Source organism: Massilistercora timonensis (assembly GCF_048354975.1).
Taxonomy (GTDB): Bacteria; Bacillota; Clostridia; order Lachnospirales; family Lachnospiraceae; genus Massilistercora; species Massilistercora timonensis.
Window position 1 is genome coordinate 13,066 of sequence record NZ_DBGCJQ010000083.1, and the last position, 13,496, is coordinate 26,561.

Below are 13,496 nucleotides of genomic sequence, written 5' to 3' on the forward strand. Positions count from 1 at the left end.
GAGAGAGAACATGAAACTGCCATTTACAAAGATGCAGGCTTACGGGAACGACTATATTTACATTAATGCCATTGAAAATGAGGTGGTGAACCCGGGCCTGCTTTCCAAAAAGATTTCTGACCGGCACTTCGGGGTGGGATCGGACGGACTGGTCCTGATCTGTGCCTCTGACGTGTGTGATTTTCGTATGCGTATTTTTAACCCTGATGGGACAGAGGCGGAGATGTGCGGGAATGCGCTGCGCAGTACGTCAAAGTATGTGTATGACAAGGGACTGACGCAGAAGGAGCAATTTACGGTGGAGACCATCGGCGGGATCAAGCGGATCACGCTGACGGTGCGCGACGGGGTGGCGCAGGATATCCGGGCGGATATCGGCAAGCCGATCCTGGAAGCGGCGAAGATCCCGGTGGACACCTCAAAGGAGCGGTTCCTGGAAGAGCCAATCCAGGCGGGGGAGAAGGAGTTTCTGGTATCCTCTCTTTCCTGGGGGAACCCTCATACCGTTACATTTGTGGACAATGTAGATGATGTGGAGATAGAGACCTATGGACCGCTGCTGGAGAACCATTCCCGGTTTCCCCAGAGGACCAACGTGACCTTTGCCCAGGTTGTGGATGACGGGCATATCCGGATCCGCGAGTGGGAGAGAGGGACCGGCGAGACGCTGGGCTGCGGCACCGGCTGCTGTACGGCAGTGGTGATCGGAGCTCTGCTGGGGAAATGCGGAAGAAACGTGGAGGTGACCCAGCCGGGAGGAGTGCTGAAGGTAGAACAGCAGGAAGACGGCACAGTGTTCATGCAGGGACCGTCCCATTTCGTCTTTGAGGGGGTATATGAGTATGAAGCTTAGAGAGCTGCTGGAAGGCGTGGCCTGCACCGGGATCCGGTGGCCGGAGGAAGAGGACTTTGACCAGGAGATCACAGGCATCACCAGCGATTCCAGGGAAGTGGCAGCTGGAGGCATGTTTGTGTGTATCCGGGGGTTCCTGGCAGACGGGCACGAATATATAGACAAAGCTATTGAGGCCGGCGCCGGAGCGGTGATCGTGGAAGAGATGCCGGAGAGACATCTGGACGCAGTGATGATCCAGGTGGAAGACTCCCGGGAGGCCATGGCGAAGATCGCGGCGGCCTGGTTCGGGCATCCGGCGGACCGGATGGTAATGATCGGACTGACCGGGACCAAGGGAAAGACCACCACGGCCCATATGATAAAGAAGATCCTGGAAGAAGCCGGGAAAAAGACGGGAATGATCGGAACCATCGGCGCATATATCGGGGCGGAGAAGATCCCAACCAAGAATACTACGCCGGGCCCTTATGAGCTTCAGGAAATCCTTGCTCAGATGGAGCGAGAAGGCTGTACCCATGTGGTGATGGAAGTGTCTTCCCAGGGACTGAAACAGCATCGGACGGATGGGATCCATTTTCGGTACGGTGCATTTCTCAATATTTCTCCGGATCATATCGGAGAAGGAGAGCATGCGGATTTTGCCGAGTATCTGTCCTGCAAGAAGCTTTTGTTCCGGCAGAGCCACTACGGGATCATCAATCTGGGAGATGCCCACGGGAAAGAAATGCTGGAGCTTACCGGACATCCGGTTACATTTTCCCGGGATCAGGGCGGGGACTACCAGGCGCATGACATCCGGAACATCTGGGAGCCGGGGCTTCTGGGGGTTTCCTTTGACCTTGACGGGAAGGAGAGCGCCCACATGGTGCTGAACATGCCCGGAGAGTTTAATGTGGAAAATGCACTGGCGGCCATAAGCGTGGCTAGGACCGAAGGGATTGATATGGAGACCGTGAGGGCGGCGCTGAAGAAGGTGTTTGTGAAAGGGCGTACCCAGCTGGTGCAGGACAGCGCTCACTTTACCAATATCATCATCGATTATGCCCATAATGCCCTCAGCATCGAGAGCCTTTTGCATCTGCTGAAGAGCTACCATCCAAAGCGGCTTATCTGTGTGTTTGGCGGCGGCGGAAACCGGCCGCGGCAGAGACGCCGGGATCTGGGGCAAGCGGCAGGAAAGTACGCAGATCTCACCATCCTCACCATGGACAATCCCAGGTTTGAGGATATGGATGATATCAACCGGGATATCATAGAAGGACTGGATGTATATAATGGCGTTTATCAGATCATTCCTGACCGGAAGGACGCGATCCATTACGTGATCGATCACTGCGGGAAAAATGATATTGTGGCGCTGATCGGAAAAGGACATGAAGAATATCAGGATGTCCGCGGAGTGAAATATCCATTTTCCGAGGAACAGGTTATCCGGGAATATCTTCAGACAAAATAGCGATCATAATGCAAAATCTTCAGGCGGCAGACGGAAAGTCAGCCGCCTTTTTGTAGTTGGATGGAGGAACTCCAGCCGGTAGGCACAGAGCATAAGCGGCAGACGTGCCGCCGGATCCGGTGAGCCCGGGCCGTATTTGAAATCCCCGACGATGGGGCAGCCCATGGCGGCCAGCTGGACGCGGATCTGGTGGTGGCGCCCCGTGTCCAGGTGAATGTCAAGCTCAGCAGGAAGCTCAGTTGGGGACGTGGTATTTTCGAAAATACCACGTCCCAGATTGAAAAAACCCTGTCCCTTTTTGACAATTGTATAATGCAGACGGGCAGATTTTGCCCCGGGAGTGTCTTTTGTGCATATCCGGGAGGTGTTACTGCGGGAATCTTTTACCAGGTAATCTTCCAGGGTGTCTTCTTCCCTGGGGGGGCGTCCAAAGACCAGGGCCCGGTAATATTTTCCAAATTGATGGCTGGTCAGCTGCTGGTTCAAGGCTTTGGCGGCGGCAGGCGTCCGGGCGAATACCAGGATGCCGGCTACCGGCTGATCCAGCCGGTGGATCAGAGCAAGATAGGGCGGTTGTCCGGAAGGGGATTGCCCGGCCAGATGATTTTTCAGAAGGCTTACCATGTCGGGTAAGCCGATTTTTTTGGTCTGAGTGGGAATACCTGCCGGTTTTACGCACACAATAATCTGGGGATCTTCATATAATATTTTCAGAGAAGTATGATCCATGACAGTCAGGCTCCTTTCTCGTGTTCTTGTCAGACAGTTATCATTAAAGCACAGAAACCGGCAGGATGCAATCCGGACAGGGGAGAAAAAAGGGAAGATTACAAGGGTTTTCCTTGACAAATAAAAGGGCTTGGCTTAAAATTACGTTTAACTCGATAGTTTTGGGCGATGAAGAGGAATAGTACATGTAAGCGGACATAAAGAGAGGAGATCATCTGGTGAAAGATTTCCGTCCTGAACTGCATGGAAACCCGCCTTGGAGCCTCTGCGTGAAAGCGCAGCGCAGGCCGGCGTTAAGGGCAAATGAAGCGAACTGCAGACGGTCTGCAGTTAACGAGGGTGGTACCGCCGAGCTTTTCGGTCCCTTTTGGGGAGCGAAAAACCCGGCGTTTTCTTTTGCCGGAAGCTCCCGTTAGATCATCATGCGGGGCAAGGGGCCCCGGGGAAAAGAAAAGGAGAAAAGAGTATGGCAAAGGAAAAAATGGTCAAAAACATCACATCCCGCGAGGAGAATTTTGCACAGTGGTACACAGACGTTGTGCGGGAGGCAGAGCTGTGTGATTATTCCAGTGTAAAAGGTTGTCTGAACTATCTTCCCAACGGCTACGCCATCTGGGAGCTGATCCAGGCAGATCTGGACCGCCGGTTTAAAGAGACTGGCGTGGAAAATGTATGTCTTCCAATGTTGATCCCGGAGAGCCTTCTGGAGAAGGAAGCAGACCACGTGGAAGGCTTTGCGCCGGAGGTTGCGTGGGTAACCCATGGCGGAATGGAGAGACTGCAGGAGCGGTTCTGTATCCGTCCTACTTCCGAGACCCTGTTCTGCGATCTGTGGGCCAAGAGCGTGCGCTCTTACCGTGATCTGCCGAAGGTATGGAACCAGTGGAACTCCGTGCTGCGCTGGGAGAAGACTACCCGGCCTTTCCTTCGTTCCAGAGAGTTCCTGTGGCAGGAGGGACACACCCTTCACGCTACCTATGAGGAAGCAGAAGAGCGGACTATCCAGATGTTCCACGTATATGAGGACTGCTACCGTGAGACCCTGGCGATCCCGTTTGTATCCGGAAGAAAAGCAGAGCACGAGAAATTTGCCGGCGCTCAGGATACCTACACCATTGAGGCGCTGATGCACGATGGAAAAGCACTGCAGTCCGCCACCAGCCATTTCTTCGGAAGCGGCTTCCCGGATGCATTTGGCATTAAGTATGTAGATAAGAATAATCAGCTTCAGAGCGCTTACGAGACTTCCTGGGGATGGTCCACCAGAAGCATCGGAGCCCTTATCATGGTACACGGCGATGACGACGGACTGGTGCTGCCGCCTCATGTAGCGCCGGTAGAATGCCGGATCATTCCGATCGCACAGCATAAAGAAGGCGTTCTTGACCGGGCATTCGCACTGCTGGATGAACTGAAGAAAGCCGGATATCGTGTGAAGATCGACGATTCCGACAAGAGCACCGGCTGGAAATTCGCTGAGCAGGAGATGCTGGGAATCCCGACCCGTATCGAGATCGGCCCGAAAGACCTGGAGAAGAACCAGGTAGTTGTAGTACGCCGGGATAACCGCGAGAAGACGGTAGTATCTCTGGATGAGATCGCGGTAAAACTTCGCGAGATCCTGGAGCAGGAGCAGCAGGATATGTACGATAAGGCAAATGAATTCCTGCAGAACCATATCGATACCGCAACCACCATGGACGAGATGGAAGAGAAATTCAAAGCCAACCGTGGCTTTGTAAAAGCCTGCTGGTGCGGAGATCCGGAATGCGAAGGAGAAGTAAAATACGTGACCGGCGGCGCGGCAACCAGATGTCTGATCGAAGATGAAGAAATGATCTCCGATAAATGTATCTGGTGCGGAAAGCCTGCGAAACACATGGCATATTGGGGAAAATCTTATTAATTTATTTTAATTGGGGACGTGGTATTTTTGAAAATACCACGTCCCAGATTGAAAAAACCCTGTCCCTTTTTGAAAGGAGGGTATAAATGCCGAGAAAAGCGAGGCAAAAGAGCGGGACGGGATTTTATCATGTTATAGCCAGAGGGCTGGATAAAGAACCTGTTTTTCAGACCGGGGCAGAGAAAAGGCGGATGCGGGAAATTATCAGGGAAAATCTGGAGAAGTATCAGGTGTCCGTTTACGCTTATTGTCTGATGTCAAATCACATTCATCTGCTTGTCAAGGCAGATCTAAAAAACTTATCACTATTCATGGCTAAAATCTTAGCCAAGTATGCCCATTATTATAATTACAAACATCATCGGACTGGATATGTATTCCAGGGACGATTCCGGAGCCAGTGTATTGAGAGCGAGGCATATTTCTGGAATTGCCTGCGCTATGTTCATTTAAATCCTGTGAAGGCAAATTTATGTAAACGACCTGCAAGTTATCCTTACAGCAGTATGACTGAATATATGGATGTGAAGAAGCAATTGCTGTTAGATGCAAAGGGTCGCGAAATGTTCCGCAGCAGGTTTTATCGCTGGAAGGAATTTGAAGAATTCCACCGTGCAAGTTGTGGAGACTTTTTCATAGATATACGAGAAGAAGAATTCGCTCAGAGAAAAGCAATTGCAGAAGAGGTCTTACGGCAACTGCAGGAAGAAAAAGGACTGTCTGCAGAAGAAATCCTTGACCAGGTGGAAATGCGGGATTTCTTTGAAAAAAACTTGCGGGAAACATTTGGCATTTCAAGAGACAAAATCAGAAAAATCCGGGAAGCAATTGAAAAGGAACTTATTCGGAAAGAGAAATAAGCGGAATGGGGACAGGGTATTTTCAATCTGGGACGTGGTATTTTTAAAAATACCACGTCCCCAATTAAAAAATATGGTATGATTAAAGGCATGGAGGGAACCGCATGAATGTATTGAGGATAGATTTACCGGAAAAAGTGAATCGAGTGATCGGGGTCTTGCAGCAGCATGGTTTTGAAGCTTATGCAGTAGGGGGGTGTGTTCGGGATTCGATTTTGGGGCGGATGCCGGAAGACTGGGATATCACTACTTCTGCCCAGCCGGAGGAGGTCAAGGCGTTGTTCCACCGCACCATCGATACGGGGATCCAGCATGGGACTGTTACAGTGCGTATGAGCGGAGAAAGCTTTGAGGTGACCACATACCGGGTGGATGGGGAATACGAGGACGGACGTCATCCAAAGGAAGTGACTTTTACCAGCAGGCTGGAGGAAGACCTGCAGCGACGGGATTTTACCATCAACGCTATGGCGTATAATGAGAGGGACGGACTGATAGATGTTTTTGGGGGGATCGAGGATCTGGAATCTGGCGTGATCCGGTGTGTGGGAAATCCGGAAGAACGGTTTTCCGAGGACGCCCTTCGGATCCTGCGGGGAGTCCGGTTTGCGGCGCAGCTGGGATTTGCCCTGGATGAAGCAACTAGAGAAGGAATGCGAAACCTTGCGCCTACACTGAAAAAGATCAGCGCGGAGCGGATACAGGTTGAGTTGGTGAAAATGCTGGTTTCTGACCGGCCGGAGCTTCTGGGAGAAGCCTGTGAATTGGGGATCACCGCCTGGTTCCTGCCGGAATTTGACCGGATGATGGAGACAGAGCAGGAAACACCCCATCACATGTATAATGTGGGGGAGCATACCCTGCATGCCATGAAAAATATACGCAGTGATAAAGTGCTGCGGCTGACCATGCTCCTCCACGATATGGGGAAGCCTGCGCTGAAGACCATGGATTCCGCGGGTCGGGCGCATTTTAAGAAACATGCCGCCGAGAGCGAGGTTTTGGCCAGACAGATCTTGCGGAGGCTGAAGTTTGACAATGACACGATCTATAAAGTCTGCAGGCTGGTGCACTTCCACGATTACCGGATGGAGGCAACCCAGCGGAATGTCCGCCGGGCGATGAACCGGATCGGGGAAGAGCTGTTCCCGGCATATCTGGAAGTGCGTCGGGCGGATGTGCTGGCGCAGAGCATGTATAAGCGGGAAGAAAAGATTCAAAATCTGGATGAAATCGAGGCGCTGTATCAGAAGATAAAAGAAGAAGAGCAGTGCGTTTCCCTGCGAACGCTGGCGGTATCCGGGAAAGACCTGCTGGAAGCAGGGATGACGCCGGGCAGGGAAATCGGCGAGAAACTGGAGGAATTGTTGGAGCTGGTGTTGGAATCTCCGGAACTTAACACCAAAGAAGAGCTGTTAAAGCATTTGTAAGTTCAAAAAGGGACAGGGTATTTTCAATCTGGGACGTGGTATTTTTAAAAATACCACGTCCCCACTCATATTTCCCCTGGGGAATTCATAAGTTTAGAGAGAATATGTGAGAGCGAGCGCAGGGGATTGGTATGCAGGAATATGAGCGGTACGTGCTGGAACAATATGATATTGACGTCAACAGCACCCATAAGATCAGGGGTGCTGTTTTATGCGAGACGGATCAGGGGCCGTTCCTGCTGCGCGAGACAACGACAGCGCCGGCCAGGCTGCAGGCGCTGTGCGGGCTGTATGAAGACCTGCGCCGGCAGGGGTATCTGAATGTGGACGCTGTTGTTCCAAACAAAGCGGGAGAGTATGTTACTGTGCTGGAAGACGGCGGCCGTTATCTGCTGAAGCGCTGGTTTCAGGGGCGGGAATGTGACCTGCGCCGCCCGGCGGAGATCTTAAGCGCTTCGGGGAACCTGGCCAAACTTCACCTCCTGCTGCGGAGCGGGGAGCGAGAAGGGCTGACGGCGGCGGAATCTCTGGAAGAGGAATACAGGCGGCATGACAGGGAATTGAAGAAGGTGCGTAAGTTTGTGCGGGAAATGTCTCCCAAAGGGGAATTTGAGGCGGCCTTCCTGAAATGTTTTGACCAGATGTATCGTTGGGCCCATGCGGCGGAAGAGCTTCTGAAACAGTCTTCCTACAAGGCTTTTTATCAGGAAAGTATTCAAAACTATCATGTAGTCCACGGAGAATACAACTATCACAACATTCTGATGATCCGGGACGGGTACGGGAGGCAGGAGATCGCCACCGTCAATTTTGAACAATATAAAAGTAATGTACAGGTGGAGGATCTCTATTATTTCCTGCGGAAGGTAATGGAGAAGCAGGGCTGGAAGGAGCGCCTGGGAGACGGGATACTGAATGCTTACTCGGCCATCTCTCCCCTTGGAGAGCGGGAAATGGAGTATCTGAAGATCCGCCTGGCCTACCCGGAGAAATTCTGGAAGACGGCTAACGCCTACTACCGCTCCAACAAGGCGTGGATCTCTGCCAAGAGCATTGAGAAACTGACTACTGCCATCGCCCAGACCCGGGAAAAGGAGCGGTTTTTAAATCAGATATTTTCTTTCCATTTATAAGATCCTGTTGTATAATGAGAGCATGAAAAACAGGAGGTGCCCAAAATGGAATATCGTGAAAAATACGAGGAGTGGCTCAGCAATCCGTACTTTGATGAGGCGACAAAGGAAGAGCTTCGCGCCATCGCTGGAGATGAAGGGGAGATCAAGGAGCGTTTTTACAAGGATCTGGAATTTGGAACCGCAGGCCTGCGGGGTGTGATCGGCGCGGGGACCAACCGGCTGAATATTTATACCGTACGCAAGGCCACCCAGGGACTGGCAAATTATATCTGCAAGAACAACGGACAGGACAAGGGAGTTGCCATCGCTTACGATTCCCGCCGGATGTCTCCGGAATTCGCGGACGAGGCAGCGCTTTGCCTGGCGGCCAACGGGATCAAAGCCTATGTGTTTGAGTCCCTGCGCCCCACGCCGGAACTGTCTTACGCGGTGCGTTTTCTTGGCTGTATCGCCGGGATCAATATCACTGCCAGCCATAACCCGCCGGAGTACAACGGCTACAAGGTATACTGGGAAGACGGGGCTCAGATCACGCCGCCTCACGACAAAGGGATCATGGATGAGGTGCGGGCGGTCACCGATTATAATACGGTAAAGACGATGGAACTTGCCCAGGCGAAAGCAGCAGGGCTTTATCAGACCATCGGTGCGGAAGTGGACGACGGCTACATCAGCGAGCTGAAGAAGCAGGTGATCCACCAGGATGCCATCGACGCGGTGGGCAGCGAACTGAAAATTGTATACAGTCCGCTTCACGGGACTGGAAATATCCCGGCCAGAAGGATCTTAAGAGAACTGGGATTCAAGAACGTATACGTGGTGAAAGAACAGGAGCTTCCAGACGGAGATTTCCCCACAGTTTCCTATCCTAATCCGGAGGCCAAGGAGGCCTTTGAGCTGGGCCTTGGGCTTGCGAAAGAAGTGGATGCGGATCTGGTGCTTGCCACAGACCCGGACGCAGACCGTCTCGGCGTCTACGTGAAAGACAGTAAAACCGGAGAGTATAAGGAGCTTACCGGAAATATGTCCGGCTGCCTCCTGGCGGATTACGAGATCGGCCAGAGAAAAGAGCTCTACGGTCTGCCGGAGGACGGATATCTGATTAAGACCATCGTGACCTCCAACATGGCGGACGCCATCGCCAAATCTTACGGAGTCGGCCTGATCGAAGTGCTCACCGGATTCAAATACATTGGGCAGCAGATCCTGGGATTTGAAACCACCGGAAAGGGCCATTATCTCTTTGGATTTGAGGAGAGCTACGGCTGCCTGATCGGCACCCACGCCAGAGACAAAGACGCCATCGTGGCCACAATGGCGCTGTGCGAGGCGGCGGCTTATTATAAAACCAAAGGTAAGACCCTGTGGGACGCTATGGTGGACATGTATGAGAAGTACGGCTATTACAAAGACGCCATCCAGTCCATCACATTGAAAGGGATCGAAGGCCTTCAGAAGATCCAGGAGATCCTGGAGACTCTGCGCAAGAATCCGCCGATGGAAGTGGGCGGCTATAAAGTGGTGAAGGCCCGGGATTACCAGGCAGATACCATCCGGGATATCGCCACCGGCGAAGTGACCTCCACCGGCCTTCCGTCCTCCAACGTGCTCTACTATGATCTGACCGATGACGCATGGCTGTGCGTAAGGCCTTCCGGAACCGAACCGAAGGTGAAATTCTACTACGGGATCAAGGGAACATCCCTGGAAGACGCGGATGAAAAGTCGGACAAACTGGGGAAAGAAGTCCTGGCGATGATAGACGCCATGATGTAAACGGTAAAAAATGCCGAAAAGCCTTGGAAATGCGGCGAAAAAGAGAAATCTCCTTGACAAATAAGGGGAAAACGGGTATAACAGTAACTAAAGGCGGCGGAACACAGGAGTGTTGAAGCCGCTGTAAAATCTGTAGAATTAAAATAAGGGATTCTATAATGAAACAAGAGGAGGAAATTATCCATGAACAAAACAGAATTAGTTGCAGCAATCGCAGACAAAGCGGAACTGTCCAAGAAAGACTCGGAGAAAGCTTTAAAGGCTTTTGTTGATGTAGTAACTGAGGAACTGAAGAAAGAGCACAAGATCCAGCTGGTTGGCTTCGGTACTTTCGAAGTTAGCAAGAGAGCTGCAAGAGAGGGAAGAAATCCTCAGACTGGCAAGACCATGAAGATCGCGGCTTGCAAGGCTCCTAAGTTCAAAGCTGGAAAAGCACTGAAGGACGCTGTTAATAAATAATTGAAAGAGTTCTGTAAGGCAGAGAGTCGGCAAGGCTCTCTGCCTTTTGCGTTAAGGAGGAATTTATGAGACTGGATAAATTTTTGAAGGTTTCCCGGCTGATCAAACGGCGGACGGTAGCCAACGAGGCCTGTGACGCGGGCCGGGTACTGGTCAACGGAACGGTGGCCAAGGCGTCGGTGAAAGTAAAAGCAGGAGACGTGATCGAGATCCATTTCGGGACAAAGACCGTGAAGGTGGAGGTGCTGGATATCCAGGAGACCACTAAAAAAGAAGAGGCGAAAGAATTGTTCCGGTATCTGTAATAAAGAAGAACAACCTTTCATAAGATGATTAAGAAAGGTTGTGAGGCGCATGGAAGAAAAAAATATACAGAAGAACCATAAACTGGTGGTAAACAACCGCAGGACCAGCCTTGTGACGGGAGTGCTGGATGTGCTGTCCTTTGATCTGGGGGAGGTTCTGCTGGAGACCCAGCAGGGGATGCTGATGGTCAAGGGGTCAGATCTCCATGTCAACCGGCTGAGCCTGGAGAAGGGAGAGGTGGACCTGTCGGGAAATATTGACAGCATCGCCTACTCAGATGCCCAGCCGGGAGGGAAATCCGGCGAAAATCTGTTTTCCAAATTGTTCCGGTGAGCAAGATGCCACAGATCGGAGCGGAGGTTGCAGGATTCCTTCTGGCAGTGATCGCAGGCGGGGTGGCCCGGCTTTTGTATCAGAGTCTTGTCTGTTTTCGGGAACTGGTGCGGCACAGTTATCTTGCCATGGGGATCGAAGATATTTTGTACTGGATGGGGACGGCAGTTTATTTCTTTGTGCAGATTTACCATACAAGTTCTGGTGGTATCCGGTGGAGTTTTCTACTAGGATGTGTGGGTGGAGCAGCTTTTGCCTCGTTTTTAATCAAAAAAATCGAAAAAATCGGAAAAAAAATCTACATGCGAAAACAGAATAAATTTTCTGAAAATCTTGCGGGAAAAAAGAAAAGAAGCTAAGATATCTTTATTAGGGGTAAGTATAATATCGGAAAGATTTCCGAAGAGGGTGAGTTAATAATTATGAGTGGTATGAAAGAAAGACAGCGAAGAAGGCGGTCTAAAAAGCGTGCCCGTCAGTATCGTCACAGTATGCTGGCAGTATGTGCAGTTCTTGTGTTCCTGGTGGCGGCCTTGTCAGTGAATGCTTTTCAGCTTCGGGTGAAGGCTCAGGAATATCAGATCCAGGAGACGGAACTGGCGGAACAGATCGAAGAAGAAAAGGGCCGGGCGGCTCAGATCGATGATCTGGAGGCTTATGTGGGCACCGACGAATATGTAGAAGAGATCGCAAGAGAAAAGTTTGGCCTTGTCCATGAAAATGAGATCATTTTTGAGGCGAAATAGGCGCAGGTACAGAAGATGAGCTTTGGGATGAAGATCCCAAAGCTTTTTTGTATTTGGAAATCAATAAAGGGGAGAGTATAAATGACGGAGATTTTTTTGAATCCTTATGTGATCCAGATGGACAAGTTTGCAGATTCCCTGATCCATCTGTCCCGCACATTTCTGTCTCTGGAGAGTTATAAGGGGACCTTTTCCAAAGAGGAATTTGAGGAGATGTTTGTAAGGATCACGGATCAGGTGTGCGGAGAATGCGAGAAGCGTAAGCGCTGTCTCCAGGAGAACCGGGTCTATACATACCAGCTGATGTATGAGATCCTCTGCGGGGTGGAGGAATACGGGGCGGAACTGAGCACGGAACTGAAGCGGAAGCTTCAGAAGCGTTGCATCCGCGCGCCCCGGTTCCTGCGGGAGACGCTGGAAGTTTTTGAGAGCGCCAAGCAGGTATTGCTGTGGAACCACAAGATCGCCGAGAGCAGGGAGGGGTATGCGGGCCAGTTGAACAGCTTTGCCAAATTGATCCAGTATACCACCCGGGAGCTGGACGCTGGTATTTTCGAGGATGGTCATCTGGAGAAGAAGTTGAAGAACCACTTAAGGAAAGCCGGAGTCAAGATGCTTTCTTCTGTCTTTTTTGTGACAGAAGAGGGCAGGTATGAACTTCACCTGACGGTGAAGGCACCGAAAGGACAGTGCATTACCACCAGAGATCTTGCCCGGGAGGCCGGGATCTGCCTGGGAAGGACCATGGCGCCCCGGCAGGGGGAGCGGCCTCTTCTGGGGGAGGAGTACGCTACGGTGGCCTGTGTGGAAGAATCCCGGTTTCATACGCTGCAGGGGGTGGCCAAGATCGGGAAGAACTGCGAGACCATCTCCGGGGATACTTTTCTTCTGACAGATCTTCCCGGAGGGAAGAAGGGGGCGGCCCTATCTGACGGCATGGGATCCGGGGAGAAGGCCTGCCAGGAGAGCACCATGGTGGTGGAGATGCTGGAGGAACTTCTGGAGGCGGGGTTCCCGGCGAAGACGGCTATCCAGATCATGAATACGGCCCTGGTGATCGGCAGGGACGAGGTGCGGTTCTCCACGGTGGATGTCAGCCTTTTCGATCTTTACAGTGGCGTCTGTGAGTTTGTAAAGGCCGGGGCGTCGGCTACCTTTATCCGGAGAAAAGACCGGGTGGAGCGGATCGTTTCCACCACCCTTCCCATTGGGGTGATCCGGGAGATCGAGATCGATGTGGAGCGACGGCAGCTGGAGAACGGGGATTTTGTGGTGATGGTGACGGACGGAGTGATGGACGCCCTGCCGGCGGGGGAGCAGGAGGAACTGATGGAGACGTTCCTTCTGGAGACGGCCACCAATAATCCAAAGGAATTGGCCCACCATCTTCTGGGACGGGTGCTGGAGCGAAGCGGGGAACTGCCCACCGACGACATGACGATCCTTGCGGTGGGGATCTGGAAGCGATAAGAACCTTGCTTTTTCGGGAAATATTATATATAG

Annotated in this window: 13 protein-coding genes, 1 pseudogene and 1 other annotated feature; of the genes and pseudogenes, 13 read left to right on the forward strand and 1 reads right to left on the reverse strand. The window is 51.8% G+C overall.

Translation table 11 applies throughout. The annotated features are described in order from the left end of the window. Window positions 1-10 precede the first annotated feature (10 nt). On the forward strand, window positions 11-853 hold the full coding sequence (gene dapF, locus ACML7B_RS07680; RefSeq protein ID WP_418540389.1) for a diaminopimelate epimerase: 843 nt from the start codon (window positions 11-13) through the stop codon (window positions 851-853). Further along, window positions 843-2,312, forward strand: coding sequence for a UDP-N-acetylmuramoyl-L-alanyl-D-glutamate--2,6-diaminopimelate ligase (locus tag ACML7B_RS07685; RefSeq protein ID WP_418540392.1), 1,470 nt, complete (start codon window positions 843-845; stop codon window positions 2,310-2,312). The genes dapF and ACML7B_RS07685 overlap by 11 nt, the downstream gene beginning before the upstream one ends. 3 nt (window positions 2,313-2,315) lie before the next feature. Here the strand turns inward: ACML7B_RS07685 and ACML7B_RS07690 are convergent, their stop codons facing one another. After that, on the reverse strand, window positions 2,316-3,041 hold the full coding sequence (locus ACML7B_RS07690) for an RluA family pseudouridine synthase (protein ID WP_418540394.1): 726 nt from the start codon (window positions 3,039-3,041) through the stop codon (window positions 2,316-2,318). A 159-nt stretch (window positions 3,042-3,200) separates the two neighbouring features. Continuing rightward, window positions 3,201-3,410 (forward strand) — a binding site (T-box leader). Between the two features lie 97 nt (window positions 3,411-3,507). Here ACML7B_RS07690 and proS point away from each other — a divergent pair. The 11 genes and pseudogenes from proS to ACML7B_RS07745 all read left to right on the forward strand — a co-directional run bounded on the left by proS (window position 3,508) and on the right by ACML7B_RS07745 (window position 13,463). Beyond that, the gene (gene proS, locus ACML7B_RS07695; RefSeq protein WP_106789532.1) at window positions 3,508-4,947 is read left to right on the forward strand and encodes a proline--tRNA ligase; all 1,440 of its coding nucleotides are present in this window, start codon (window positions 3,508-3,510) and stop codon (window positions 4,945-4,947) included. 86 nt (window positions 4,948-5,033) lie between these two features. Further along, window positions 5,034-5,807, forward strand: coding sequence for an REP-associated tyrosine transposase (locus ACML7B_RS07700; protein WP_418540397.1), 774 nt, complete (start codon window positions 5,034-5,036; stop codon window positions 5,805-5,807). Window positions 5,808-5,911: 104 nt separating this feature from the next. Next, entirely contained in the window at window positions 5,912-7,237 is a 1,326-nt protein-coding gene (locus ACML7B_RS07705) for a CCA tRNA nucleotidyltransferase (RefSeq protein WP_418540399.1), read from the forward strand. A 131-nt stretch (window positions 7,238-7,368) separates the two neighbouring features. Continuing rightward, on the forward strand, window positions 7,369-8,370 hold the full coding sequence (locus ACML7B_RS07710; protein WP_418540402.1) for a CotS family spore coat protein: 1,002 nt from the start codon (window positions 7,369-7,371) through the stop codon (window positions 8,368-8,370). Between the two features lie 45 nt (window positions 8,371-8,415). Further along, the gene (locus ACML7B_RS07715; RefSeq protein ID WP_418540404.1) at window positions 8,416-10,149 is read left to right on the forward strand and encodes a phospho-sugar mutase; all 1,734 of its coding nucleotides are present in this window, start codon (window positions 8,416-8,418) and stop codon (window positions 10,147-10,149) included. 183 nt (window positions 10,150-10,332) lie between these two features. Further along, window positions 10,333-10,608, forward strand: a complete 276-nt coding sequence (locus ACML7B_RS07720) for an HU family DNA-binding protein (protein ID WP_106789537.1) — start codon at window positions 10,333-10,335, stop codon at window positions 10,606-10,608. Between the two features lie 62 nt (window positions 10,609-10,670). Beyond that, window positions 10,671-10,913: pseudogene (locus ACML7B_RS07725) on the forward strand (RNA-binding S4 domain-containing protein); the annotation flags it as partial. Between the two features lie 49 nt (window positions 10,914-10,962). Then, the gene (yabP, locus tag ACML7B_RS07730; protein ID WP_106789539.1) at window positions 10,963-11,247 is read left to right on the forward strand and encodes a sporulation protein YabP; all 285 of its coding nucleotides are present in this window, start codon (window positions 10,963-10,965) and stop codon (window positions 11,245-11,247) included. Between the two features lie 5 nt (window positions 11,248-11,252). Then, window positions 11,253-11,606, forward strand: coding sequence for a spore cortex biosynthesis protein YabQ (gene yabQ, locus ACML7B_RS07735; protein ID WP_418540407.1), 354 nt, complete (start codon window positions 11,253-11,255; stop codon window positions 11,604-11,606). Between the two features lie 63 nt (window positions 11,607-11,669). After that, window positions 11,670-11,993 carry an FtsB family cell division protein gene (locus ACML7B_RS07740; protein WP_418540409.1) on the forward strand — a complete coding sequence of 108 codons (324 nt, stop codon included), beginning with the start codon at window positions 11,670-11,672 and terminating at the stop codon, window positions 11,991-11,993. Between the two features lie 81 nt (window positions 11,994-12,074). Continuing rightward, window positions 12,075-13,463, forward strand: a complete 1,389-nt coding sequence (locus tag ACML7B_RS07745; RefSeq protein ID WP_418540411.1) for a SpoIIE family protein phosphatase — start codon at window positions 12,075-12,077, stop codon at window positions 13,461-13,463. The last annotated feature ends 33 nt before the right edge of the window (window positions 13,464-13,496 follow it).